Source organism: Micromonospora sp. SD12, assembly GCF_052068495.1.
Classification (GTDB): domain Bacteria; phylum Actinomycetota; class Actinomycetes; order Mycobacteriales; family Micromonosporaceae; genus Micromonospora; species Micromonospora echinofusca.
Genome location: NZ_JBQHDF010000005.1, coordinates 280,817 through 305,978 on the forward strand (window position 1 = coordinate 280,817; position 25,162 = coordinate 305,978).

The window sequence follows — 25,162 nt, forward strand, 5'->3', positions numbered from 1 at the left end:
CAGAGGAGGTGGCCCCCATGGAGATCGTCTACATCTGCGAGCGTCCGGCGGCGCTGCCCGCTGTCGTCGCTCCGCTGTCGGCTGTCCGGGTGGCCCTCGCCGCTGCGCGACCGTCGGTTTCCCAGGTGCGCCAGGTCGAGGCTCAGGCCGAGCTGATCCTCGCCCCCGCGCCGAACGGAATCCAGGGCACCAGTGGCTTCACGGGCAAGGGCGTCGATGCTGCCAAGCGTCACATGGACGTCCGCGGAGTTCCACCTCGAGGTAGACCGGTCTGATCCTCAGACCACCGGCTCACCTCGAGGCCGCGGAACCCGCTACCGGGATCCGCGGCCTCAGTTTTTTGCCCGCCAAGTACGTCGGAAATGCGATCCACGAGATCGAAGTGAGAGAGAGGTGACCGGGCGATGAGTCTGGCGTTGGCCCCGCTCGACGTGAGCGTCGAAGTGGAGGCGAACCTGCCCTGCCGGAAGTTCGACCCCGACCTGTGGTTCTCCGACTCGCCCGCCGAGCTCGAGCTGGCCAAGTCGCTCTGCGGGGACTGCCCGCTGCGCGTCGAGTGCCTCGCCGGGGCGGTGGAGCGGGCCGAGCCCTGGGGCGTCTGGGGCGGCGAGATCTTCGAGCGTGGCGCGGTCGTCCCGCGCAAGCGGCCCCGTGGCCGCCCGCGCAAGGAGGACCTCGCCCGCGACGCGGCGCTCCGGGTCGAGGCCGAGGCACGACTGGCGGCCAGTGGGCTGTCCGAGTCGCGCACCACGGTCCGGCTGGCGGCCTGACATGCACCCGATCCAATCCACCCACGCCGGTGTCACGCCGGCGACGAGAGAGCTGACCACCATGCTGAACGTTCTTGACGGAGTCGCCGAGATGCAACTACTTCACGAAGCGTTGTCCCGGGCTCGAATGCGCCAGCCTCAGGCCGGTCGTACCACCGCGAGCACTGAGGCAACCCTTTCCGCCCGTACCGTCGCCATGAACAGCCGCAACCGAGCGGCGCGCGACCTGGGCGTTCTCTAGTACCCCACCGAATGTCGAGGGGCGGTGGCCGGATTCCGGCCACCGCCCCTCGACGCGTCCGCAGCGGACCGACCCGCCCGGCCGACGCGGCCGTTGCGTGGCCGAGTCGACTCGGCCGCCGCCCGTCGACCCCGCCTGAGGCTCGGCCGACTCCGCCGCAGCCTGGCTCGGCCGACTGCGCCGCAGCCTGGCCCGGTCGATCCGGCGCCGGTGCGGGACGGTCCCTCAGCCGCCCGTCGAGGGCTGCTCGGTCGACGGGGCGAAGCCGGGCAGCCAGCGCTCCAGGACGCCCCGGTAGGGCGCCTTCGCCTCCAGTTGGCAGAGCACGCCGATCGAGCCGAGCGTCACCCGGTGGATGAGCAGGTACGACGGCGGCAGGTTGAGCTGGCGGCTCAACTGGTAGGCGGGCGAACGGGGGCTGGCCAACCGCGTCGCCTCCGCGCGCAGCCAGGCCCGGGTGAACCGGAACTCGTCGGCGGCGATGGGCTCCAGCATCGGACGCAGGAAGTCGAGCACCGCCTGGGCGTCGATCTCCTCGGTGGAGCCGATGAAGCCCTCCGCGCGCAGGCCCGCCACCACCCCGTCGGCGTCGCCCCGCAGCGCCAGCCCGGCGATGCGCCCGATCGGCTCGGGCGTGCCCTCCGGCATCCGGGCCACCGCGCCGAAGTCGATCACCCCGAGGCGACCGTCCGCCAGCAGCCGGAAGTTGCCCGGGTGCGGGTCGGCATGCAGCAGCCCGGCCCGCTGCGGCGCGGACAGGTGCAGGATGGCCATCAACCGACCGGCCTCGTCGCGCTGCTCCTCCGTGCCCTCGCGGATGATCTCCGCCAGCGGGGTGCCCTCGACCCACTCGGTGACCAGCACCCGGGGCGACGCCGAGACCACCGCCGGGATGTGGATCTCCGGATCGTCCGCGTACGCGGCGGCGAAGGCGCGCTGCGACTCCGCCTCCAGCTCGTAGTCGAGTTCCTCGGTGATCCGTTCCCGCAGCTCCGCCAGGAGCGGCTTGACGTCCAGCCCGGGCTGGATCGCCCGGAACATCCCGCCGAGCCGGGAGAGCTGCTTGAGGTCGGCGAGCAAAGCCTCACCGGCGCCCGGGTACTGGATCTTGACGGCCACGTCGCGGGTGTTCGGCGCGCCCGAGGGGCCGTAGCCCGGCTCCCGCCACACCGCCCGGTGCACCTGACCGATGCTGGCCGCCGCGGCGGGGGTGTCGTCGAACTCCACGAACCGGTCCCGCCAGTCCGGGCCGAGCTGCTCGGCGAGCACCTTGTGCACGCTGGCCGCCGGGAGCGGCGGCGCGGCCTCCTGGAGCTTGGTCAGCGCCTGCCGGTAGGGGGCGGCGATCTCCTCGGGCAGGGCGGCCTCGAAGACCGACAGCGCCTGGCCGAACTTCATCGCACCGCCCTTGAGCTGCCCCAACACGCTGAAGAGCTGCTCGGCGGTGCGTTGCTGGATCTCTGCGGAGATCACGTCGGAGGCGAGCCCGGTGACGCGCTTACCCATGCCGAGGACGGTCCGACCGGCGAAGCCGAGCGGCAGAGCGGCGAGCTTGGCGGTCCGGGACACGGCCCGGCGCGGGATGTCGGTCACCCGGCCATTGTTACCGACTCCGGGGTCCCGCGGCTGCTCTGCCGGCGGGCTGGCTGCCCGGCCCCGCTCTCCGGGGCGTCACCGGCGTCGTCGGGAGCATCCGCAGGAGGGGTGCGGCGGCCACGCCCGGCGGCGGAACCGTCCCGCCCCGGTGATCTCCACCGCGCAGCCCAGGGTCTCCGGGGTGCCCCCGTCGAGCTGTGCCAGCGCCTCGGCCGCAGCGTACGCCCCGGCGGCCAGGAGGGTCGCGGTGGCGCACGCCTGCTCGCCGGCGTCCGAGGCGAGCTGGGCAGCCAGCGCCGGCCAGTCCGGGTCCCGGTCGGCCCGGTGCAGGTCGAGGCAGTGCAGGCACGGCCCGGCGGGCGGGCGGACGAGAGGGCCGACGACGGGCACTCCCTCGCGCAGGCCGAGCAGCAGGTGCGGCTGGCGGCGCTGGGCGTGGCCGGCGGCGAGCAGGGCGGCCGGCCGGTCCGTACCGAGCTGGACGACCAGGTCGACCCGCGCCCGCCGGAGCGGGCCCGTGGCCGTGCCCGGGGCGGCCCGCTCGACGGCGTCGCGTACCGCCGGGGCGAGCGGGCGGCCGAGCGCGGCGGCCGGGATGCCCGTGCCGACCAGGTCCGCCGGCCGCACCGGGCCGGCCAGGTCGGCGTGCACGTGCCCGACCCCGGCCTGGGCCAGCGCGAGGGCGACGGGAGCGCCGAGGCGGCCGGTGCCGCTGACCACCACCCGGGCGGCCAGCCGCCGGCGCAACACCTGGGCGGGGGTGCCGGGAAGCCGCGGCGCGGCCAGGGCGAGCGCCCCGGCCTCCGCGGTGAGCCGGGCCCGGGGCAGGCCGGCCAGGTCCTTCGGCAGCAGCGTGTGCGCGGGTACGACCAGGCCCGCGGCCCGCAGCGCGTCGAGCAGGGTACGGGCCTCGTCCGGCGCCACGTCGGCGGCGACGGCGTGCGCCAGGACGACCCGTTCGCTACGGGTGCCGTCGAGCAGGTCGAGCAGGCGGGCGGCCCGGGGATCGGCGATCTCCAGCAGTACGGCGCGGCCGGGCTCGACGCCGAGTTGCAGGGTGTGGCGGTCCCGCCAGAGTCTGGTGAGGCCCGGCAGCAGCGTGGGCCGGGGCAGCGTGGCACGGCGCATGACACGAATCGTGACCGTGTCCGTGCTCACCGTCGATCGTTGTCCACAGGTGCGCGGTGCCCTGTCCAGGGCTGTCCACAGGAAATCCGGGGATATCCACAACTCGCCGGTAACCATGTCGGCGAGCCGACAGTGTCCCCGGCCGGTTCGCCCGGGGCGAGCCGGCCGCCGGGCGGCCGACCCGGATCAGGTGTGGCCATGCCGGAGAGGGCGGCCGACGGCCGCCCTCTCCGACGCATCCGTACGGGTCAGACCTTCGCCTTGCCCAGGATGCGGTTCACTGTTGTGCCGCAGACCGGACACTTGCCCTTGGCCATGTTCATCCCGGTCTTCGACACCTCGACGCGGCCCTCGAAGTCCCGCTTCTCCTTGCACTTGACGCAGTAACCGTTGTAGGTCTGGGCCTGGTCGGCCACGGTGCCCTCCTCGTCTCGTCCGCCGGCCGATGCCGTCCCGGCGGGGTTCCCGGCGGCGGGGCCACTCGGGCACCGGCGCCGGGTCGTTCTCCCACGGCCACGCTCGTGACCGCTGGTCCGCGGACCCTACCCAGGTCTGGGCAGTTCCATGTCAGCTGTGCTTCGTCACTGTGAGCAAGTCGACGTCGAGAGTGTGCACGGCGAATTACGTCGGATAAGTCAGTTTGGCGGGGACACGCCGACCGAACCCGGTCAGATGCCCCGTGCGGGGCACCCCGAGCTGCGCGCGCTGCGGAGATCACCTACGGTGGAGGTGTCGCCCCGCCCCCGCCGGCGGCAACCGCAGGTCCGACCCGTCGCGCCGAAATTGGCCGCCACGAAGGGTGACGGCGGCGTCTTGCGAGGGCCCGGCAAAAGATTTTTTGGGACTCCTGCCGACCAATCACCATTTTCCGGGCGAGTGTCGGGGTGTTGACCCTTGCGGACCCCTGGTCAGTACGCATTAGCTTTCCTTCGTGACAGGAATCCGAGGCTGCGCGGCCCACTGATGGCAGGGACGCGGAAGCCGGTCGTCGAGGTGCGGCGCAGCCAGCGTCGGCGACGCACGGTGTCCGCGTACCGCGACGGTGAACGGGTCGTCGTCCTCATCCCCGACCAGTTCTCCCGCGCCGAGGAGAGCGAGTGGGTCGACCGGATGCTCGCCCGGCTCGCCGCCCGGGAGGGGCGCCTCGCCCGGTCCGACGCCGAACTGCTGGCCCGGGCCACCCGACTGATCAAGCTCTACCTCGCCGAGCACGGCACGCAGGCCGTACCGACGAGCGTCCGCTGGGTCACCAACCAGAACGGCCGGTGGGGGTCCTGCACCCCTGACGACGGCACGATCCGCCTCTCGCACCGCGTCCGGGACATGCCCGACTGGGTGATCGACTACGTACTCATGCACGAGCTCGCGCACCTCATCGTGCCCAGCCACAACGCCCGGTTCTGGGCGCTCGTCGCGCGCTACCCGAAGACCGAGCGGGCGCGCGGCTACCTGGAGGGCGTGGCAGCGGCCTCCGGCACCCCGCCATCGGACTGACGCCGTCTGCGCCGGCTCGCTCCGCGCCGGCTCGCTCCACGGAGACGGCAGATCTTGGTAGGAACCGGCCCCTGGAGGGGCCGGTTCCTACCAAGATCTCGAAGACTCGTTCTGCACGCCTCGCGCGGCAAACAGCCGGACAGCCGGCGCAGCCGCGCAGCCGGGCAGCCGGACGTCGGTCCGGCCGTAGTCCGGGCAGCCGGCTAGGGTCGGGGCGTGGCCCGACGTGTGGTGGTGGCGTTGCTCGGACCGGTGGCCTGGGCGCCTCCCGGCACCGACCCGGTGGAGTGGCGGGCCGCGCTCGCCGAGGACGTGGTGGACCTGCTCGCCACGCTCAACGAGGTGGAGACGGCCGTCGCCGTCACCGCAGCCGACCGGTCGCTGGCCGACGCGGTGATCTGGCCGGACACGGCCGTGTACGAGGTGCCCGAGGCGACGCCGAACGCCGTCTTCGCCGCCCTCGCCGGCGCCGGCTACGACCAGGCGGCGGTGATCGCCGGGGACGCGCCCGACGTGCCGGGCCTGACCATCGGCAAGCTGCTGCGCCCGCTCACCACCCGGCCGGTCGCGGTCGCGCCGGTCGAGGGCGGTGCACCGGGGCTGCTCGGCGTGGCCGCGCGACTGCCCGCACCGGGCTGGCTCCCGGCGCTGGACCTGGACACCGCCCGGCCCGCGGCCGTGCGCGCGGCGGCGCCGCGACCCGGTGACCTCGCGGTCACCCCCGCCTGGCGGCGCCTGCGCGGGCCGGACGACCTGGCCTTCCTGGACCCGGCGGTGGAGGGGTGGGAGACCACCCGCGCCCTGCTCTCCGGCGCCGCCCGGTCCTGACCGAGCGCTGACCGGGCTCGGCCCCCGCTGACCCGCTCGGGACCACGGCCGGGCTGCCCGACCGCGCGACGAGGGCCGCCCGACGTGGGCTGCCGGATCGCGCGACGAGGGCCGCCCGAACCCCGGTGGGTCGGGCGGCCCTCGTCGTCGACGCGATCAGGGGCGGCTGGTGTCGCCGTCCTCGGTGCCGTCGTCCGGGCGCCGCTGCCCCGGCTCGCCCGGGGACTTCTCCTCCGGGCCGCCCGGCGCGCTGAAGTCGAAGTTCTCCAACTCGCCGAGGTCCCACTCGGACATCGCGAAGGCCACCGGGTCGGCGAAGTCGTCGTCGGAGGGGAGCAGGTCGGGGTGGCCCCACAGGGCGTCCCGGCCGGAGATGCCCCGGTGCTCGGTGAGCGCCGCCCACAGCGCCGCCGCCTCGCGCAGCCGACGCGGACGCAGTTCCAGGCCGACCAGCGCCGCGAAGGTCTGCTCCGCCGGGCCACCGGCGGCCCGGCGACGACGGAACGCCTCGCCGAGGCTCACGACGTTGGGCAGCCGGCCGCTCGCCGCGCTGTCCACCACGTGGCACACCCAGCCCTCGACCAGGGCCAGGGCGGTCTCCAGCCGGGCCAGGGACGCCTTCTGCGCCGGGCTGTCCTCCGGCGTGAAGATGCCCTCCAGCGCGATCGCCTGCATCGACTCCGGATCGGTCGGGTCGACCCGGCCCATCGCCTCCTCGATCGCCTCCCGGTTGACCCGGATGCCGGCGGCGTACATCTCCACGGCGTTGAGCACGTGCCCGCGCAGCCACGGCACGTGCTGGAAGAGCCGCTGGTGGGCCGCCTCGCGCAGGGCCACGTAGAGGCGTACCTCGTCCTCGGGCAGCTCCAGGCCCTCGCCGTACGCCCGGATGTTGGCCGGGATCAGCGCGGCCGTGCCGGCCGGGCCGAGCGGCAGCCCGATGTCGCCGGCGGAGAGCACCTCCGCGGCGAGCGAGCCGAGCGCCTGGCCGAGCTGGCCGCCGAAGAGCGCGCCACCGAGGGTGGCGACCATCGACTGCATCGGGCCGAGCTGGGCGCGCGCCTCCGGCGGCACCAGGTCGCCCATCGCGCCGACCATCCGGCTGGCCACCGGGTCGCAGAGCTTGCGCCAGACGTCGAGCGTCTTGTAGATCCACTCGTTGCGGTTCCAGGCCAGCGAGGTCTGGATCCCCGAGGGCAGGGCGGAGGCCGGCTCCAGCCACAGGTCGGCGAGCCGCAACGCCTCCTCCACCGCGTTGCGCTCGAAGGGCGACACCGCCGGGTCGCCCGCGGCGGCGAGCTGGCTGGCGGCCACCTGCCGGGCCAGGTCCCAGTTGACCGGCCCGCTGCCCGACGCGGAGAGCAGGTGCTGCAACTGCGACATGAACTGCTGCATCTGCGCGGGATCGTTGGGGTCTGGTGGTTGCCCACCCGGGAGCGCGAAACCGAACGGAATATCAGGCACGACGTCTACGGTACGCGCGCCGCGCCCCAGGTAGCCGCCGCTGGCGTTGCGCTGAGGGCGAAGTCGCGATTCACCCGCCGGAGGCCCCGATCCCGGTCGGTACGCTCTGCCGCATGAGACGTCGCGGCGTGACCGTCCTGCTCGGTGCTCTGCTCACCGCTCTGCTCAGCATCGGCGTGCTCGGCGCGCCCATCCCGTACGTGGTGCTCGGCCCCGGGCCGACCGTCAACACGCTGGGCAAGGAGAACGGCAAGGAGGTCATCCAGATCACCGGCCGGGAGACGTCCACCTCCGCCGGGCAGCTGCGGCTGACCACGGTCGGCGTGCAGCCCTCGGTCAAGCTGCGCTCCGCCATCCAGGGCTGGTTCTCCGACGACGAGGCGGTCGTGCCGCGCGAGCTGGTCTACCCGCCGGGGGAGAGCCGCGAGGAGGTCGAGGAGCGCAACGCGGAGGACTTCAAGACCTCGCAGACCAGCGCGGAGACCGCGGCGCTGCGCGAACTGGGCTACCCGGTGCAGGTGGTCGTGAAGACCGTCGCCGCCGACGGCCCGGCGGCCGGTGTGCTCAAGCCCGGCGACGTGCTGACCTCGGTCGACGGGCAGCCGGTGCCGGTGGCCGTCCGCCTCACGGAGCTGATCCGGGCGAAGCCGGCCGGGACGGCGCTGGAGATCGGCTACACCCGCGGCGGCGTCGCCGCGACGGCGAAGGTCACCAGCCGGGAGCAGGACAACCGGCCCCGCATCGGCGTGGAGATCGAGCAGCAGCAGCCGCACCCGTTCACCCTGAACATCGACCTGGAGGATATCGGCGGGCCGAGCGCCGGCCTGATGTTCGCCCTCGGCATCGTCGACAAGCTGACCCCGGAGGACCTGACCGGCGGGAAGATCATCGCTGGCACCGGCACGATCGACGACTCCGGGCAGGTCGGCCCGATCGGCGGCATCGCCCAGAAGCTGGTGGGCGCGAAGGACGCCGGCGCGGTGGCGTTCCTGGTGCCGGCGGCGAACTGCGCCGAGGCCGTACGCAACCCGCAGCCCGGGCTGCCCCTGCTCAGGGTCGGCTCGCTGGACGAGGCGTTGACCGCGCTGGAGGCGCTGCGCGCCGGGGGCCAGCCGGCCCGCTGCTGACCACGCGCGCGGGCGCTCCCGGCGTACGTGGCGGGCCCGCACCGGCCGCCCGTGCATCGACTCTTCCGCCGCGCGGCGCGACGCCGTGTGACCTTGGACCGACACGTTCAGAAACACCCCGTACTCTGGGTGCCTGGTCGGAGCCGATCACATCGAGCGTGCGGAGCCAACAGTGGTCATGAAGAGCAGCAGCCCCCTGCCGAGGATGAGCCGACGCGGACGCGTCACGATCGGTGTCCTGGTCGGGGTGTTCGTGCTCTTCACCCTGCTGGGCTGGGGTGTCCAGGCGTGGACGGACTGGTTGTGGTTCGACGAGGTCCGCTACACCGGGGTCTTCACGGGGGTGCTGACGACCCGGCTGCTGCTCTTCTTCGTCGTCGGCCTGGGCATGGCGCTGATCGTCGGCGGCAACCTCTGGCTGGCCCAACGGCTGCGCCCGCGCATGCGCCCGCACTCGCCCGAGCAGGCCACCCTGGAGCGTTACCGGATGCTGCTGGGCCCCCGGCTCGGCCTGTGGATCGCGCTGGTCGCCGCCGTGGTCGGCCTCTTCGCCGGGCTGTCGGCGCAGAGCCGGTGGAACCAGTGGCTGCTCTTCCGCAACGGCGGGGACTTCGGCGTGAAGGACCCGGAGTTCGGCATCGACGTCGGCTTCTACGTCTTCCAGCTGCCGTTCCTGCGCTACCTGCTCGGGGTGGGCTTCACCGCGGTGGTGCTCTCCGTGATCGGCGCGCTCGCCGTGCACTACATCTTCGGCGGCGTCCGACTCCAGGGCGTCGGCGACCGGATGACCAACGCCGCCCGGGCCCACCTGAGCACGCTCGTCGCGGTCTTCGTCCTGCTGAAGGCGCTCGCGTACGTGCTGGACCGGCGCGCGATGCTGCTGGAGTACGGCAACGGCCCCGTCTACGGCGCCGGCTACGCCGACGTCAACGCGCTGCTGCCGGCCAAGGAGATCCTCGCCTACATCTCCATCGTGGTGGCGATCGCGATCATCGTCTTCTCCAACGCCTGGATGCGCAACCTCGTCTGGCCGGGCATCTCGCTGGCCCTGCTGGGCGTCTCCGCCGTCGCCATCGGCGGCGTCTACCCCTGGGCGGTGCAGACCTTCGAGGTCAAGCCCAGCGCGAAGGAGAAGGAAGCGCCCTACATCGAGCGCAGCATCAAGGCCACCCGCGCGGCGTTCGGCCTGGAGGCGGCCACCACCACGCCGTACGCGGCGAGCAACCTGACGCCGCCGGCGACCCTCGCCACGGACACCTCCGTGGTGCCGAACATCCGGCTGCTCGACCCGCAACTGGTCTCCGAGACGTACACCCAGCGCCAGCAGGTCCGGCAGTTCTACGACTTCGGCGAGAAGCTGGACGTCGACCGCTACGGCGTCAACGGCAGGGTGCAGGACTACGTGGTCGGCCTCCGCGAGGTCAACTACCGGCAGCTGACCCCCCAGCAGAACACCTGGATCAACCGGCACACCGTCTACACCCACGGCTACGGGCTGGTGGCGGCGCCCGGCAACCGGGTGGTCTGCGGCGGCCAGCCCTTCTTCGTCTCCGGCTTCCTCGGCGACCCGCAGGAGCAGCAGAAGGAGCAGGGCCAGCAGACGAGCGAGCAGTGCGCCTCGCAGACCGAGCAGATCGCGGCCAAGCAGCCCCGCGTCTACTACGGCGAGCGGATGGACGCCAGCGACTACGCGATCGTCGGCCAGAGCGACCCGGAGCGGAAGGCGGAGTTCGACCGCCCGGTCGGCGAGGGCGGCGAGTCCTACACCTACACCGGCGAGGGCGGCGTCGAGATCGGCTCGTTCACCCGGCGGCTGCTCTACGCGATCAAGGAGCAGGAGTCGAACTTCCTGCTCTCCGACGCGGTCAACGACAACTCCAAGCTGCTCTACGTGCGTAACCCCCGCGACCGGGTGGAGAAGGTCGCCCCGTTCCTCACCCTCGACGGCGACCCGTACCCGGCCGTGGTCGACGGTCGGATCCAGTGGATCATCGACGGCTACACGACGGCGGCGACCTACCCGTACGCGGAGCGCGTCAACCTTCAGGAGCAGACCGCCGACGAGCTGACCGGGCGGGGCACCTTCCAGCTCGCCCGGGAGAACGTCAACTACATCCGCAACTCGGTGAAGGCCACCGTCGACGCGTACGACGGCACGGTCCGGCTCTACGAGTTCGACGAGACCGACCCGGTGCTCAAGGCGTGGAACAAGGCGTTCGGCGGCGACCTGGTGGTGCCGAAGGCGGAGATCCCGGCGGAGTTGGCCGAGCACTTCCGCTACCCGGCCGACCTGTTCAAGGTGCAGCGCAACCTGCTGACCCGGTTCCACGTGACCGACCCGGGCGCCTTCTACTCGGAGACGGACTTCTGGCAGGTGCCGAACGTGCCGGACGCCCCCGACACCGGCCAGAAGCAGCCGCCCTACTACCTCTTCACGCAGTTCCCCGGCCAGGAATCGGCGCGCTTCCAGCTCACCTCGGCGGTCACCCCGAACGGCCGGGAGAACCTCGCGGCGCTGATCTCCGGGTCGTACGTGGACGGGCAGCCGAGGCTGGAGGTGCTCGACCTGCCCGACCAGACCCGGATCTCCGGCCCGGTGCAGGTGCACCAGTCGATGACCAACAACGCCAACATCCGCCAGCAGCTCAACCTGCTGCAGTCCCAGCAGGCCCAGGTGCAGTACGGCAACCTGCTCTCCCTGCCGTTCGGCGACGGCATGCTCTACGTCGAGCCGGTCTACGTGAAGACCGCCGCGCAGAACGCGCCGCCGCTGCTGCAACGGGTGCTGATGTCCTACGGCGACGGCGGCTCCTACGTGGTGCTGGCCACCAACGTGGCCGACGGCATCAAGCAGCTCATCGAGCAGGGCAAGCAGGCCGCCACCCCGGGCACCCCGCCGCCCGCCGGCGGGACCCCGCCGCCGCCCGGGGGCACCCCGCCGGGCGGGAGCGCGCCCCCGCTGACCGGCGAGCTGGCCGAGGCGGCCAACCGCGTGCAAACCGCCATCGCGGAGGTCCGGGCCGCGCAGACCTCGGGCGACTTCGAGCGGTACGGGCGCGCGTTGAAGGCGCTGGACGAGGCCCTCACCGCCTTCCAGCAGGCCCAGCAGGCCGCCTCCGCCCCGACCCCGGGGGCGAGCGCCCCGGCGTCCCCGTCGCCCGGTGCCAGCGCCCCGGCGTCCCCGGCACCGGGTGGCAGCGCCTCCCCGAACCCGGGCGGCTGACCCGTACCACCCTCGCGGCGCCCCCGGCCCACGGACCGAACCGGTCCCGACGCCGGGGGCGCTGTCGTGTTGGCGACGGCCGGCCCGGCACCCGCAACCCGCCGCCCCACGGCGCCGTCTTCCCTGCAAGAGGCGGGAATGACCGGGGAGCGTGGGTCGGAGACATGAGAGACGCGACGAGCTTCGACGAGTTCTACCGGAGCACCTCCCGACGGATGCTCCGCTACGGCTACGCCGTGGCCGGTGACCACACCGAGGCGCAGGACCTGGTGCAGGAGGCGTACGCCCGGGCCTGGCGGCAGTGGGGCGGCCTGGCCGCCCACCCGGCACCGGAGGCGTGGCTGCGGCTCGTGGTCGCCCGGCTCGCCACGGACCGGTGGCGCCGGTTGCAGGGTTGGCGGGCCGCGCTGAGTCGCACGGGCCCGCCCGAGCCGGTGCCGCCACCGAACGAGGACGCCGTGCTGCTGGCGGGCGCGCTGCGGCGGCTGCCGACCGCCCAGCGGCAGGCGCTCGCGCTGCACTACCTCTTCGACATGTCGGTGCAGGACATCGCCCGGGAGACCCGGGTGCCCACCGGCACCGTGAAGTCCTGGCTGTCGCGGGGGCGGGCGCGGCTGGCCACGCTGCTGCCCGGCCTGCCCGCGGAGGAGTTGGAGGCGAACGATGTCGCGTGAACTGTCCGAGCTCTACCGGTCGCTCGCCGAGGACGCCGACGGCCGCACCCTGGCCCTCCCCGAGGAGCTGCGCGGGCGCGCCGACCGGCGGGCCCGGCGGCGGATCACCGGCACCGCGCTCGGGACGGCGCTGCTGGTCGGTGGGCTGGCGACCGGCACCGGGCTGGTGCTCGCCGAGGAGCGCGGGCCCGTCGTGCCGTCCGCCGCCGTCGCGCCGCCGTCGAGCGTGCCGGCGGCGCCGACCGCGGCCACCCCGCCGGCCGCCACGGCCGGACCGGTCGCCCCGACCGCAGGCACACCGAGGGCGACGGGCACGCCGGCGGCGACCGGCAGCACCCGCGCCGCCCCGCCCCGGGCGCCCGGCAGCGTCCCCGACCGGGCCTTCTTCGTCCAGGCCGCGTCGAACCGTACGGGCATCGAGCCGTTCTTCCGGGACACCGACGCGCTGCCCGCGCTCTGCGACGCCCGCTACCGCAGCGACGCCGGCATCGTGCAGCGCCGCACCCGCATCCTGGCCTACAAGCTGCCGCAGACCCCGCAGGGGTACGTCCCGGACGGCAGCTACGCCCACACTGTCACCCTCTACCGTCCCGGGCGGGCCGACGAGTTCCTCCGCGAGCTGCGGGCGGCGGTGCGGGGCTGTCCCACGCAGCCGGGGGTGGGCGGCGGCAACGCGTCGACCTCCCGACTGCGGCTGCTCGCCGACGACGGCTTCGGTGACGGGTCGGTGCTGTTCGAGATCCGGACGCCGGCCCGGGACATCGACGGCAACCCCACGGGCGGCGAGGAGGTCCGGCTGATCCGGGCGATCCGGGTGGACGACGTGGTGACCGTGCTCTGGGAGCAGGGCTGGGAGGGCACCTCCTCGCCCCGTTCGCAGGTCGACGCCGACAGCCGGCGGGCCGTGGCCGCGATCGAGGACTGGCTGCGCTGAGGCGTACGCCGCCCGGGTCGGGCAGACCCGGGCGGCGTACCGCCGGGGTCGTTTTGCGGGGACGGGGGCCAGTGGGATACGGTGTACGAACCGACGCGGGGTGGAGCAGCTCGGTAGCTCGCTGGGCTCATAACCCAGAGGTCGCAGGTTCAAATCCTGTCCCCGCTACCACGACGGAACGGCCCCGGAGTTCACTCCGGGGCCGTTCCGCATTCTCGGATCCCACCCCTTGCCCGCCACCTGTGGCCCGCCGCCTGCCGCCTTGCTTGCCTGCCTGGCGCTCGCTGCCTGCCGCTGCCTGGCTGCCCCGCCGCTGGCGGGCCTGCCTGCCCCGCCGTTGCCTGCCTTCAGCCGCTGGCGGGCCCGGCTGCTGCCCGTCCGCCGGCCACGCCCGGTCACTCGGCCGTGCCCTGTCCCCGCGGTGGCCGTTCACGTCCCGGTGCGGCGGGCCGCAATCCGCCATCGTGGTGCCGGCCCCGGGCGGTGCCGGCGCGGACGGACGTATGACGCCGGTCACTCCGCCTCGGCCACTGACGCACCCGCCATCGGCCTTGAGCACCCTCACCGGCTCAGCGCCGGTGCCAACCTCCACGTCACCCACCCGGCCAAGCGGTGACCAGGACGCCACGGACCCCAAGACCCCTGGATGGCGTCCATGACGTCCTGATCGCCGGCCGTTCGCGGGAGAGGAGGCGGTGTGTTCGTGCTTGGGGGAGGAGTTCGGAGCGGGCGAGAGGTTCCGTGGCGGCCGCCGCGTCGGACGGGGTGGGAGCCGGGGTGGGCCTCGTGCGGTTCTCTGGTGCCGGTTTGTGCTGGTCAGAGGGGGGACTAAGGCGGGATCGGGGGTCCGCTGATCATCGTGGCGTCGGGTGCGCTACAGTTAACGAGCCGACGCGGGGTGGAGCAGCTCGGTAGCTCGCTGGGCTCATAACCCAGAGGTCGCAGGTTCAAATCCTGTCCCCGCTACCACGACGGAACGACCCCGGACTCTACTCCGGGGTCGTTCCGCATTTCCGGGCCCACCCGCTGCCCGACGAGCATTCGGCCCCCGGCTCCGTGCCGCCTGCCGTGCTCGCCTCCGCTCCCGCTGTTGTCCGCGTCTGACGCTGGCGTGCACGGCACGGGCACGGGAAGGCTGCCGGCCGAGCGGCAGGGCGGCAGGGCGGCGGATTCCTCCCCGACCGACGTGCCGGAGTTGCGGTTGTCGGCGAGGATGTTGGCATGTCTGCATTCGGTAAGTGGTGGGGCCGGTTGACGACCGTCCTCGGAGCGGTCGTGCTGTCGGTGTTCGTGCCCGTCGCGGCTTGGGCGTCCACCGGCACGGGTGAGCTGGTGGTGGAGGCCGCCCGGCGGCGGCGCGGGGGCGGCTTCGGCTTCATCGGCCTGCTCTGCTGCCTGGTCGTGGTCGCCGGAGTCGTCTTCCTCCTCCTGCGCATGATGCGCAACCGCCGGGGTGGCCCGCCGCGCTGAGGTAGGGGCGCCACCGCGCCGATGCTTCGCCTCGGTCGAGGCGCTGGCTGCTTCGACCCGGCCCCGGTCGAAGCAGCCGACCCGGTGCCCCCTTCCGGGCAGGCTGGCGGTGGCCGCCCGGAGCGGCGGCGGGGGTGCCGCGCGGCGCCCCGCCACACCTGAGCCGGTGGCCCGTCGGGGCGAGCTGGGGATGGCCGCCCGCAGGGGCGGCGCACCCGACCCGGCATGGCTCGCGCGGCAGGCGTGCGTGTCCGGGCCTACCCGGCCAGCGCCGCGTCCGCCCGTGCCAGGAAGCGGGCTGCTGCCGCCCGGGGGCCGGTTTCGCCGCCGCGAACGCTCTCGGCGGCCTGCAACAGCAGTGTCCGCACCCGCAGGTGTCCCTGCGGAGGCGGGCTGGGCGCCGGCCCGAGCCGGGCGGCCAACGCGGCGCCGAGGGCCGCCGCGCGCCGCTGTGCCGGGTCGGTGATGCTGCCCTCGACGAAGCTCCGTACGGCGAGGCTGGGGCTGACACCGCGATCGTGGCCGAGCGCCGTCCCCGCCTCGCCGTTGTTCGTCAGGAAGTTGATCACGTCTGCGACCAGGGCGGGGTGTCGGGTGCCGCGGAAGGCCGCCCAGTACATCGACGCCCGGTGCCACTGTGCCTCGACAGGGCCCGGCATGGCGGCCACGCCGAGTTCGGAGTCGGTGAGGCGCTGGAGTTCCGGCAGCTGGTGCGACCAGGCGAACGAGGCGGCCGTGGCGCCGGTGACCACGAGCTGCCGCGTCGGCTCGCCGCCCTCGGCCTGCTCCACGAGGGCCGCGCTCGGGGTCGCCCGGCCGGAGCGGGCGCGCCGCCATAGCTCGAACCACTCGGTCAGCGCGTCGGCGCCGAAGCCGAGCTGGCGGTCGCGGTAGAACTCACCTCCCTGGCCGCGCAGCCAGAGCCAGAACGCCCGGTGGTCGCCGGACGGGTCCATCGTGCCGGCCACCCGGCCCTCGCCGACCCGGGTGACCCGCCGCGCCCAGGCGACGTACTCCGTCCAGGACATTCCCGTGCTCGGCTCGGGCAGCCGCAGCCGGCGCAGCAGCGTGCGGTCGTAGACGACGGCCGCGGTGCTCTGTCCCGCGGCGACGCCGACCGTACGCCCGTCGACCTGCCCGTAGCGGACCAGGCCCGGGGGCAGGGTGCGCAGGTCGACGCGGTGGTCGGCGACGTAGGCGCTGAGGTCGAGGACGATCTCGCGGCGGGCGTACTCGGTGAGCATGCCGTCGTCGATCTGGATCAGGTCGGGCACGTTGCCGCCCGCCGCCTGGGTGGCCAGCCGGTCGTAGTAGCCGTCGGCGCCCTGCCAGGTGATGCGGAAACCGACGCGGGGATTGCGGTCGGTGTAGAGCCGCAGCACCCGTTCGGTGAGTTCGGCCCGCTTCGCCCCGCCGTACCAGAACACCGACAGCTCGACCGGCCCGGTCTCCTCCGGGGCCGCCTGGTCCTCGCTGCACCCGGTGAGCCCGCCGGCGGCGAGCACCGGCGCGCCCAGCAACGCGGCGAGCACCCGACGCCGGCCCGGGTCCGCTCCGGCGCGGGGCAGCGGGAATCGGGCAGCGGGCACGGAAACTCCTGGCGGACCGGTGGGGCGGGCGGCCGGATCATTCACGCAGGCGCGGGGAGGGGTGTCAACGTACGTCCGGCCACACCACCGCATCCCAGGCGTACGCATCGATGCCCGCAGCCTCCGGCCGAGGCCGTACCCGGCCCGCATGGTGTACTAGGGCGCGTGGAACTTCTGCACTCGGGCAAGGTCAGGGACGTCTACGCCGACGGCGACGACCTGATCCTGGTCGCCTCCGACCGCATCTCGATCTACGACGTGGTGCTGCCGACGCCGATCCCCGACAAGGGCAAGCTGCTCACCGCGCTGTCGCTGTGGTGGTTCGAGCAGCTGGCCGACCTGGTGCCGAACCACGTCGTCTCGGCCACCGACGTGCCCGCCGAGTTCGCCGGTCGGGCCGTGCGCTGCCGGCGGCTGGAGATGGTGCCCGTCGAGTGCGTCGCCCGGGGCTACCTGACCGGTGGCGGCCTGAAGGAGTACCAGCGCACCGGCGCGGTCTCCGGCGTCGAGCTGCCGCGCGGCCTGGTCGAGGCGTCGATCCTGCCCGAGCCGATCTTCACCCCGTCGACCAAGGCGCCGGTGGGGGAGCACGACGAGCCGATCACCTTCGCCGAGGTGGTGGACAAGGTCGGTGCCGAGACCGCCGAGCGGCTGCGCCGGATCACGATCGACGTCTACCGCCGGGGCGCCGAGCTGGCCGCCGACCGGGGCATCCTGGTCGCCGACACCAAGCTCGAACTGGGCTGGACGCCCGACGGCACGCTGATGCTCGGCGACGAGCTGCTCACCTCCGACTCGTCCCGGTTCTGGCCGGCGGAGTCGTACCAGCCGGGCCGGGCGCAGTTCTCCTACGACAAGCAGTACGTGCGCGACTGGGCGGTGGAGAGCGGCTGGGACAAGCAGGCCCCGGCGCCGGAGGTGCCGGCCGAGGTCGTCGAGGCGACCCGGGCCCGCTACGTCGACGTCTACGAGAAGCTCACCGGCAACCGCTGGGACTGACCCCCGGGCCGCCGCACCGGGGGTGCGACGACGTTCGCAGCCAGTCCGCCAGTCCGCCAGCCAGCCGGGCGGCGCGGCGGTCAGTCCACCCAGTCGAGGGTGCGCTGGACGGCCTTGCGCCAGTTGCGCAGCTCCTGCTCCCGGTGCGCCGGCGCCATCGTCGACTCCCACTGCGCGTCGGAGCGCCACTGGGCGCGCAGCGTCGCCAGGTCGGGCCAGAAGCCGACCGCCAGGCCGGCCGCGTAGGCCGCGCCGAGGCAGGTGGTCTCGGTGATCCGGGACCGGACCACCGGCACGTCGAGCACGTCGGCGAGGAACTGCATGAGCAGCCCGTTGGCGGTCATGCCGCCGTCGACCCGGAGCCGGCGCAGCGCCACGTCGGAGTCGGCGTTCATGGCGTCGACCACCTCGCGGGTCTGCCAGGCCGACGCCTCCAGCGCCGCCCGGGCGAGGTGCCCCTTGGTGATGTAACCGGTCAGGCCGGCGACCACCCCGCGCGCGTCGCTGCGCCAGTGCGGGGCGAACAGCCCGGAGAAGGCCGGTACGACGTAGCAGCCGCCGTTGTCGTCGACGGTGCGCGCCAGCTCCTCCACCTCGGACGCGGCGGAGATCAGCCCGAGGTTGTCCCGCAGCCACTGCACCAGCGAGCCGGTGACCGCGATCGCCCCCTCCAGCGCGTACGCGGCGGGCTGGCCGTGGATGCGGTAGGCGACCGTGGTGAGCAGGCCGTGGGTGGAGGGCACCGGGCTGGCGCCGGTGTTGAGCAGCAGGAAGCTGCCGGTGCCGTAGGTGCACTTCGCCTCGCCCGGCTGGAAGCAGGTCTGCCCGAACAGGGCGGCCTGCTGGTCGCCGAGCGCGCTGGCGACGGGCACCCCGGCCAGGACGCCCGTGGCTTCCCCGTAGACCTCCGCCGAGCTGCGGATCTCCGGCAGCATCGCCGCCGGTACACCCATCGCGTCGAGCAGTTCCGGGGCCCAGTCGAGGGTGCCCAGGTCCATCAGCAGGGTGCGGCTGGCGTTGGTCACGTCGGTGACGTGCCGGCCGGTCAGCTTCCAGATCAGCCAGCTGTCCATCGTGCCGAAGAGCACCTCGCCGGCCTCCGCGCGCTCGCGCAGGCCGTCGACGTGCTCCAGCAGCCACCGCAGCTTCGGCCCGGCGAAGTAGGTGGCCAGCGGCAGCCCGGTGCGGGAGCGGAACCGTTCCTCGCCGTACGCCTGGTCGAGCTCGCGCAGCAGCGGCCCGGTGCGGGTGTCCTGCCAGACGACGGCGTTGGTCACCGGCCGGCCGGTGGTCCGGTCCCAGACGACGGTGGTCTCCCGCTGGTTGGTGATGCCCACGGCGGCGAGCCCGGCGGCGTCGGTGCCCGCGCCGTGCAGCGCCTCGCGGACTACCCGCTGGACGTTCTCCCAGATCTCCTCGGCGTCGTGTTCCACCCAGCCGGGCCGGGGGAAGATCTGCCGGTGCTCCCGCTGGGCCACGGAGACGATCTCCCCGGCGCGGTCGAAGACGATGCACCGCGAGGAGGTGGTGCCCTGGTCGATGGCGGCGACGTACTGGGGGGTCACGGCAGCACCGTACCCGCAGTGGCGACGCCCCGCCGACCGGCCGCGCCCGGCCTGCCGGTCCCGGCCCCGGACGGGGGCGGGCCGGGGTGGCGTCCGTACGATGTGCGGACGTGCGTGACATCGCCGTCTTCAGTGGAACCGCCCACCCCGAACTCGCCGCCGAGATCTGCACCCACCTCGACGTGCCGCTGCACCCGGTACGGGTGTCCCGGTTCGCCAACGACTGCCTGGAAGTGCAGTTGCAGGCGAACTGCCGGGAGCGGGACGTATTCCTGATCCAGCCGCTGGTGCCGCCCGTACAGGAGAACCTGGTCGAGCTGCTGCTCATGATCGACGCGGCCCGGGGCGCGTCGGCCGGCCGGATCACCGTGGTGCTGCCGCACTACGCGTACGCCCGGTCGGACAAGAAGGACGCGCCGCGCATCTCGATCGGCGGGCGCCTCGTCGCCGACCTGCTCACCTCGGCGGGCGCGGACCGGGTGCTGGCGATGACCCTGCACTCGCCGCAGGTGCACGGCTTCTTCAGCGTGCCGGTGGACCACCTGCACGCGTTGCGCGAGCTGGCCGACCACTTCAGCCGCTACGACCTGGGCAACACGGTGGTGGTCTCGCCGGACCTCGGCAACGCCAAGGAGGCGGCGGCGTTCGCCCGGCGGCTCGGCACCCCGGTGGCCGCCGGGGCGAAGCAGCGGTTCAGCGACGACCGGGTCAAGATCAGTGCGGTGATCGGCGACGTGGCCGACCGGGACGTCATCGTGCTCGACGACGAGATCGCCAAGGGCAGTACGGTCATCGAGCTGATGGAGCACCTGCGCGAGCTGAAGGTCCGCTCGATCCGCCTGGCCTGCACGCACGGCCTCTTCTCCAGCGACGCGTTGCGGCGGCTGAGCGGGCAGGAGGGCGTGCTGGAGATCGTGTGCACGAACACGGTGCCGATCCCCGCCGACAAGCGGGTGCCGAAGCTGCGGGTCCTGTCCGTGGCGCCGGCCCTGGCCGAGGCGATGCGCCGGATCCACAACGGCGAATCGGTGAGCGCCCTCTTCGCCTGATCCGCCCGGCCGCCGGCCCCTGTGCGGCGGTCAGTCGGCGCGGTGGCGGCCGGTGTGCTGGGGGGCCTCGACGGCGGCGCTGATGCGGACCGTGGTGCCGCGCGCGCCGGTCTCGACGTCCATGCTGTCGCTCAGTTCGCGGGCCAGCCAGAGACCCCACCCGCCGGCGGTGTCGGCGGCGGGGCGGCTCCGGTCGCCCAGTCGTTGCGTGCTGATCCCCTGCCCGTGGTCGGAGACCTCGCAGAACAGCTGCCCCGGCTGCCGCCACAGCCGCAGCCAGCCCCGGCCGCCGCCGTGCCGGACCGCGTTGGTGATCAGCTCGTTGACCGCCAGCACGAAGTCGTCCAGGCGTTGCCCGCTCAGCCCGGCGGCGTGCGCGCAGGAGGTGACCGAGTGGCGAAGCTCGGTCACCTGGGCCTGCTCGAAGGCCTCGGCGATGAGGAGGGAAGATTCGATGGGCACAACCGTACGCTGTGCGCCGGGTTCCGCATTCGTCATGGCCCCGTCCCGACAGCGGATCGCGGAATTTTTGCGGCTTTTCCACCGTACGTCAGGGTTCTGCCGGGCGCATCCGGCGGCCCGTCGGCCGACGTGGCCCGCTGTGGCATCGTGACGGGCGTGTCGACGCCGCCCGGTGGTTTCGAGGTCCCGCTCTGGCGGGCCATCGCCGTGTTCCGCGTGGCCTCCCTGGCGTACGTCTGCGCGCTGGCGCTGCGCGACGCCGACCGGTACGCCCACCCGCTGGCGGCCGCCGCCCTGGTCCTGCTGATGGCGGTCTGGACGGGCGTGACCGCCGTCGGCTACGCCGACCCGGCCCGCCGGCGCTGGCCGCTGCTCCTGGCCGACCTGGGAGTCGTCCTCGGCATCATGCTGGCCACCCCCTGGGTGATCGGGCGGGCGGCGCTCGCCGCCGGCGTGCCCACCCTCGCGGTGGCCTGGCTGGCCGGCCCGGTGCTGGCCTGGGCGGTCTCCGGCGGCCGGCGGCGGGGCACGGTCGCCGCCCTCGTGCTCGGCGCGGCGGACCTGGTCACCCGCGAACGGATCGGCGGGTCCTCGCTCACCGGGGTGATCCTGCTGCTGCTCGCCGGGGTGGTGGTCGGGCACGTCGCCCGGCTGGCCGTGACCGCCGAGGAGCGGCTGCACCGGGCGGTCGAGCTGGAGGCCGCCACCCGGGAACGGGAGCGCCTGGCCCGGGACATCCACGACTCCGTGCTCCAGGTGCTCGCGCTGGTGCAGCGGCGCGGCGCCCACCTCGACGGCGAGGCCGGGGAGCTGGCCCGGCTCGCCGGGGAGCAGGAGGCCGCGCTGCGCGCCCTGATCGGCGGCGCCGCGTCGGCCGGGACCGTCGTCGACGGCGGGCCGGTGGACCTGCGCGGGCTGCTCAACCGGTACGCCTCGGCCACGGTCTCGCTCTCCGCGCCGGCGACCCCGGTGCCGCTGCCCGGGCCCGTCGCCCACGAGTTGGCCGCCGCGACCGCCGCCGCCCTCGACAACGTGGCCCGGCACACAAACGGGCGGGCGTGGGTGCTGGTCGAGGACGAGGGGACGACGGTGACCGTGTCGATCCGCGACGAGGGGCCGGGCTTCGCGGCCGGCCGGCTGGAGGAGGCCGCCGCCGAGGGCCGGCTCGGCGTCGCCCGGTCGATCCGGGGCCGCCTCGCCGACCTCGGCGGCACGGTGCGGATCACCTCCGCGCCGGGCGTCGGCACGGAGCTGGAACTGACTGTGGAAAGGGAGGGCCGGTGAGCGCGAGGAGTGAGCCGGGTCTGCGAGCCCCGCAATCGCGAACCAAGGAGGTACGGCCGTGACGGGCGTGCGCGTGATGGTGGTGGACGACCACCCGATGTGGCGGGAGGGGGTGGCCCGGGACCTCACCGAGGCCGGCCACGTCGTCGTCGCCACCACCGGAGAGGGCCGGCAGGCGGTACGGGTGGCTGCCGCCGCCCGGCCCGACGTGGTCGTCCTCGACCTGCAACTGCCGGACGTCTCGGGGGTGGAGGTGATCCACGGGTTGCGCGCCGTGCTGCCGCAGGTGCGGGTGCTGATGCTCTCGGCCAGCGGCGAGCAGCAGAGCGTGCTGGACGCGGTGAAGGCGGGCGCCACCGGCTACCTGGTGAAGTCGGCCGCCCCGGCGGAGTTCCTGGAGGCGGTGCGCCGGACGGCGGCGGGGGAGCCGGTGTTCACGCCCGGCCTGGCCGGGCTGGTGCTCGGCGAGTACCGCCGGCTCGCGGCCGACCCGGGCGGTGCCGAACCCGGCGGGCGGGACTTTCGGGGGGCCGGCCCGGCACCCCGGCTCACCGACCGGGAGACCGAGGTGCTGCGCCTGGTCGCCAAGGGGATGTCCTACAAGCAGATCGCCGAGCGGCTCGGGTTGTCCCACCGCACGGTGCAGAACCACGTGCAGAACACGCTCGGCAAGCTCCAGCTGCACAACCGGGTCGAGCTGACCCGGTACGCGATCGAACGGGGCCTGGACGACTGAGGGCCGCCGGGGAACCACCCCGAAGGGTTCCCCGACGACCCCGCGACGGCTCAGACCGAGTGCGGTGGGCGCGTCTCGTGGATGGCCAGTTCCTCGGCGCTCGCGCCGCCGCCGGCCGAACCGGCGTCGTACGCCACCGAGTCGGTCTCCTGGTCGGTGTGCGCCCCCTCGTCCGGTTCGACGAGCCGGCCGACCTCGGCGTCGGCGACGCTGCCGAGCTGGCCGTGGTCGTAGAGGGAGACCGGCGAGTTCGGGTCGGAGGTGGGGCCGGGGTCGAGCACGTCCGCGTCGAGCTGGGCCTGGGCCGCGGCCTCCTCACTGTCGGCCTCGGCGGCGATGTCCGGGTCGACGGGGCCGGCCAGCGGATCGTCGGCGGGGCGTTCGTACCGCTCCCGGTCGAGCTTGTAGTCGAGCGACTCGCCGTCGAGCTGCTCCTCGGCGGTGGTCCCGAACCGGTCCACCGCGACCGGCGTCCGGTCGCCCGGCAGCTGGGCCGGCTCCGGGCCGTCCGCCTCGCGTCCGGTCAGGACGTCGTCGTTGGCGGTCGAGTCGTCGTCGGCGGTGTCGGGCAGGCCCTCCGCCTCGGGGTCGGACACGGGGGTCGGGTACTCGTCGTCGCGCATGGCTGACCACTACCCACCTCCCTGGCGGCATAACCGGTGCCGGCCGTGGCCATCCGGGCGGAAGGGGTACCTCCGGGGACGGCGGGGCAGGATCGGGGCGCCGTCAGCCGTGCTCGACGGCCTCGTCGGCCACGTGCAGCACGCACCAGACGACCTTGCCGTCCGGCACCCGGCTGCTGCCCCAGCTGCGGGCCACGGTGTCGATCAGCAGCAGGCCGCGCCCGCCCGCGACGTCCGGCGGGGCCGTCCCGGTGAACGCCGGCTGCCGCGACGAGTGGTCGCGTACCGCCAGGTGCAGGTGGTCGTCCCGGGGCGCCAGGCGGACCGTCATCGGGGTGCGCGCGTGGGCGACGACGTTGTTCACCATCTCGGTGACGGCGATGCACGCCGGTTCGACCAGTTCGGGCAGGCCCCAGGCTCCGCAGCCCTCCGCCACGAGCTGCCGGGCCTGCCGGGCGGCCCCGACGACGGGCGGCAGGTCGGCCTCGACCACCGCGGCCAGCGGCGCGGCGGCCAGCCCGGCCATCGCCCCGTCCAGCGTCGGCCAGGCCGGCACTCCCTCGACGGCACCGGTCGGATCGCAGAGCAGCAGGTCGGCCGCGGGCCAGTGGCGCACCTCCCGGCGTACCTCGGTGAAGACCTCCCGGGCCGCCGGGTCGGTCACCCGCAGGTCGGTGAGGTCCGCCACCACCGCGCCGGGCCGGCCGCAGAGGTGGGCGAGCAGACCGTCGCGCACGGCGTCCGTGCCGGAGTGGTCGAGCACGCCGGTCAGCCGGAGCACCCCGGAGGACTCGTCGGCCTCCACCTGGCAGCGCGCGTCGGTCGCCATGATCGCCCTATTCTGCACCCCCCGCGCGGAGCGCGCACCCGACCGCTCGCTGCCGGACATCAGCGGTCCGTCCGCGCCCGGCGGGTCATCGCGGCCACCGTCCCGACGGCAGTTCCCGCCGCCGCCAGCCCGAAGGCGGCGGTCATCCGGACCATGTGCCGCCGCCGACCGTGCCAGCCGCCCTCGCGCCGCGCCGCCGCGTCGGGGCGGAAGACGTTGCCGGTGCTCTCCGGTCGCGGGGTGGGCCCGAACTGGGTGCGGTGCGCGTACCAGCCGAGGACCCGCTCGGCGAGCGCCGGGGCGAGCCGCCACTGGAGGCCGATCAGCCGGGCGGCCCCGCCGGCGTACGCCTCGCGCCGGGGACGACGCAGCAGCCGGACGATCGTCTCGGCCACCACCTCCGGCGGGTAGACCGGGGGCGGCGGCACAAGTTCCCGGCCGCTGTGGTTGGCGGCGTGCCGGAAGAACGGGGTGTCGATGGTGGCCGGCAGCACCGTGCAGATCGAGATGTCGCCCCGCCCGGTGACCCGCATCTCCTGCCGGACCGTGTCGGCCAGCCCGCGGATGCCGTGCTTCGCGGCGTTGTACGCCGACTGGTAGGGCATCGCCACCTCGGCCAGCACCGACGCGTTGTTGACCAGTACGCCGCCGCCCGCCGCGCGCAGGTGGGGCAGGGCGGCGCGGGTGCCGTACGCGGCACCGAGCAGGTTCACCTCCAGCACCCGCCGGAACTCCTCCACCGGGATCTCGTCGAAGAGCCCGACCGCGCCGACGGCGGCGTTGTTGATCCAGCCGTCGATCCGGCCGAACTCGGCGACGGCGCGGGCGGCGAGGCGCTCGACGGCCGCCGGGTCGGTCACGTCGGTCGGCACCACCAGCGCCCGTCCGCCCAGTTCCCGGCACCGCTGGGCCACCTCCTCCAGCGCCGCCTCGCTCCGGGCGGCCAGCACGACGGCGGTGCCGCGCCGGGCGAGGGCGTACGCGGTGGCCGTACCGATGCCGCTGGAGGCACCGGTGAGCACGACGGTGGCGTCGGCGAGGCTGCGGGTCAGAGGCATTCTTCGCCCGTACCCCCCA

General features: G+C 74.0%; 23 protein-coding genes and 2 tRNA genes. 15 read left to right on the top strand and 10 right to left on the bottom strand.

The genetic code is table 11. The annotated features are described in order from the left end of the window. The first annotated feature begins 17 nt into the window (after positions 1-17). Both ACTMS2_RS13570 and ACTMS2_RS13575 read left to right on the top strand, forming a co-directional pair. A complete protein-coding gene (locus ACTMS2_RS13570; RefSeq protein ID WP_441175666.1) occupies positions 18-275 on the top strand; it encodes a hypothetical protein in 258 nt (85 codons plus the stop codon). A 129-nt stretch (positions 276-404) separates the two neighbouring features. Beyond that, on the top strand, positions 405-770 hold the full coding sequence (locus ACTMS2_RS13575) for a WhiB family transcriptional regulator (RefSeq protein ID WP_088998544.1): 366 nt from the start codon (positions 405-407) through the stop codon (positions 768-770). A gap of 466 nt (positions 771-1,236) precedes the next feature. Here the strand turns inward: ACTMS2_RS13575 and ACTMS2_RS13580 are convergent, their stop codons facing one another. The 3 genes from ACTMS2_RS13580 to ACTMS2_RS13590 form a co-directional block, all read right to left on the bottom strand. Continuing rightward, the gene (locus ACTMS2_RS13580) at positions 1,237-2,604 is read right to left on the bottom strand and encodes an ABC1 kinase family protein (RefSeq protein WP_441175667.1); all 1,368 of its coding nucleotides are present in this window, start codon (positions 2,602-2,604) and stop codon (positions 1,237-1,239) included. Between the two features lie 78 nt (positions 2,605-2,682). Then, complete coding sequence (locus tag ACTMS2_RS13585) at positions 2,683-3,735, bottom strand: TOMM precursor leader peptide-binding protein (RefSeq protein WP_441175668.1); 1,053 nt, start codon at positions 3,733-3,735, stop codon at positions 2,683-2,685. A 248-nt stretch (positions 3,736-3,983) separates the two neighbouring features. Beyond that, a complete protein-coding gene (locus tag ACTMS2_RS13590; RefSeq protein WP_012014940.1) occupies positions 3,984-4,151 on the bottom strand; it encodes a DUF5679 domain-containing protein in 168 nt (55 codons plus the stop codon). A 547-nt stretch (positions 4,152-4,698) separates the two neighbouring features. Here ACTMS2_RS13590 and ACTMS2_RS13595 point away from each other — a divergent pair. Next, on the top strand, positions 4,699-5,229 hold the full coding sequence (locus tag ACTMS2_RS13595; RefSeq protein WP_088998547.1) for a M48 metallopeptidase family protein: 531 nt from the start codon (positions 4,699-4,701) through the stop codon (positions 5,227-5,229). 216 nt (positions 5,230-5,445) lie between these two features. Next, positions 5,446-6,057: a hypothetical protein gene (locus tag ACTMS2_RS13600; protein ID WP_441175669.1), complete on the top strand. Its 612-nt coding sequence runs from the start codon at positions 5,446-5,448 to the stop codon at positions 6,055-6,057. A 156-nt stretch (positions 6,058-6,213) separates the two neighbouring features. Here ACTMS2_RS13600 and ACTMS2_RS13605 read toward each other — a convergent pair whose 3' ends face one another. Next, positions 6,214-7,521, bottom strand: coding sequence for a zinc-dependent metalloprotease (locus ACTMS2_RS13605; RefSeq protein WP_441175670.1), 1,308 nt, complete (start codon positions 7,519-7,521; stop codon positions 6,214-6,216). A 113-nt stretch (positions 7,522-7,634) separates the two neighbouring features. On the opposite strand from ACTMS2_RS13605, the gene ACTMS2_RS13610 reads away from it, so the two are divergent. The 7 genes from ACTMS2_RS13610 to ACTMS2_RS13640 all read left to right on the top strand — a co-directional run bounded on the left by ACTMS2_RS13610 (position 7,635) and on the right by ACTMS2_RS13640 (position 14,949). After that, complete coding sequence (locus tag ACTMS2_RS13610) at positions 7,635-8,648, top strand: YlbL family protein (RefSeq protein ID WP_441175671.1); 1,014 nt, start codon at positions 7,635-7,637, stop codon at positions 8,646-8,648. A 178-nt stretch (positions 8,649-8,826) separates the two neighbouring features. Continuing rightward, on the top strand, positions 8,827-11,871 hold the full coding sequence (locus tag ACTMS2_RS13615) for a UPF0182 family membrane protein (protein WP_441175672.1): 3,045 nt from the start codon (positions 8,827-8,829) through the stop codon (positions 11,869-11,871). Between the two features lie 164 nt (positions 11,872-12,035). Continuing rightward, entirely contained in the window at positions 12,036-12,545 is a 510-nt protein-coding gene (locus ACTMS2_RS13620; protein WP_363893918.1) for a SigE family RNA polymerase sigma factor, read from the top strand. Next, positions 12,535-13,479 carry a hypothetical protein gene (locus ACTMS2_RS13625; protein ID WP_441175673.1) on the top strand — a complete coding sequence of 315 codons (945 nt, stop codon included), beginning with the start codon at positions 12,535-12,537 and terminating at the stop codon, positions 13,477-13,479. Before ACTMS2_RS13620 ends, ACTMS2_RS13625 begins: the two co-directional genes overlap by 11 nt. Before the next feature lie 94 nt (positions 13,480-13,573). Next, positions 13,574-13,650 (top strand) — tRNA-Met (locus ACTMS2_RS13630). Positions 13,651-14,371: 721 nt separating this feature from the next. Then, positions 14,372-14,448: transfer RNA gene (locus tag ACTMS2_RS13635), tRNA-Met, on the top strand. A 252-nt stretch (positions 14,449-14,700) separates the two neighbouring features. Continuing rightward, positions 14,701-14,949, top strand: coding sequence for a hypothetical protein (locus ACTMS2_RS13640; RefSeq protein ID WP_101412639.1), 249 nt, complete (start codon positions 14,701-14,703; stop codon positions 14,947-14,949). 257 nt (positions 14,950-15,206) lie between these two features. On the opposite strand, the gene ACTMS2_RS13645 is transcribed toward ACTMS2_RS13640, so the two are convergent. Then, positions 15,207-16,538 carry an ABC transporter substrate-binding protein gene (locus ACTMS2_RS13645; RefSeq protein WP_441175674.1) on the bottom strand — a complete coding sequence of 444 codons (1,332 nt, stop codon included), beginning with the start codon at positions 16,536-16,538 and terminating at the stop codon, positions 15,207-15,209. Between the two features lie 165 nt (positions 16,539-16,703). Between ACTMS2_RS13645 and ACTMS2_RS13650 the strand changes: the two genes are divergently transcribed. Continuing rightward, positions 16,704-17,537, top strand: a complete 834-nt coding sequence (locus tag ACTMS2_RS13650) for a phosphoribosylaminoimidazolesuccinocarboxamide synthase (RefSeq protein ID WP_357714366.1) — start codon at positions 16,704-16,706, stop codon at positions 17,535-17,537. 80 nt (positions 17,538-17,617) lie between these two features. Here ACTMS2_RS13650 and glpK read toward each other — a convergent pair whose 3' ends face one another. Further along, positions 17,618-19,102 (bottom strand): glycerol kinase GlpK, encoded by a 1,485-nt coding sequence (gene glpK / locus ACTMS2_RS13655; protein ID WP_441175675.1) that lies wholly within the window; start codon positions 19,100-19,102, stop codon positions 17,618-17,620. A gap of 110 nt (positions 19,103-19,212) precedes the next feature. Between glpK and ACTMS2_RS13660 the strand changes: the two genes are divergently transcribed. Next, complete coding sequence (locus ACTMS2_RS13660; RefSeq protein WP_363626154.1) at positions 19,213-20,151, top strand: ribose-phosphate diphosphokinase; 939 nt, start codon at positions 19,213-19,215, stop codon at positions 20,149-20,151. Positions 20,152-20,181: 30 nt separating this feature from the next. Here the strand turns inward: ACTMS2_RS13660 and ACTMS2_RS13665 are convergent, their stop codons facing one another. Then, complete coding sequence (locus ACTMS2_RS13665) at positions 20,182-20,649, bottom strand: ATP-binding protein (RefSeq protein ID WP_441175676.1); 468 nt, start codon at positions 20,647-20,649, stop codon at positions 20,182-20,184. A 120-nt stretch (positions 20,650-20,769) separates the two neighbouring features. On the opposite strand from ACTMS2_RS13665, the gene macS reads away from it, so the two are divergent. Then, positions 20,770-21,897 carry a MacS family sensor histidine kinase gene (gene macS, locus ACTMS2_RS13670; RefSeq protein WP_441175677.1) on the top strand — a complete coding sequence of 376 codons (1,128 nt, stop codon included), beginning with the start codon at positions 20,770-20,772 and terminating at the stop codon, positions 21,895-21,897. 76 nt (positions 21,898-21,973) lie between these two features. Next, a complete protein-coding gene (locus ACTMS2_RS13675; RefSeq protein WP_441175783.1) occupies positions 21,974-22,633 on the top strand; it encodes a response regulator in 660 nt (219 codons plus the stop codon). Between the two features lie 50 nt (positions 22,634-22,683). On the opposite strand, the gene ACTMS2_RS13680 is transcribed toward ACTMS2_RS13675, so the two are convergent. The 3 genes from ACTMS2_RS13680 to ACTMS2_RS13690 form a co-directional block, all read right to left on the bottom strand. Then, a complete protein-coding gene (locus ACTMS2_RS13680) occupies positions 22,684-23,256 on the bottom strand; it encodes a DUF5709 domain-containing protein (RefSeq protein WP_441175678.1) in 573 nt (190 codons plus the stop codon). 103 nt (positions 23,257-23,359) lie between these two features. After that, complete coding sequence (locus ACTMS2_RS13685) at positions 23,360-24,085, bottom strand: ATP-binding protein (RefSeq protein WP_441175679.1); 726 nt, start codon at positions 24,083-24,085, stop codon at positions 23,360-23,362. Positions 24,086-24,144: 59 nt separating this feature from the next. Beyond that, a complete protein-coding gene (locus ACTMS2_RS13690; protein WP_441175680.1) occupies positions 24,145-25,143 on the bottom strand; it encodes an SDR family oxidoreductase in 999 nt (332 codons plus the stop codon). Between the last annotated feature and the right edge of the window lie 19 nt (positions 25,144-25,162).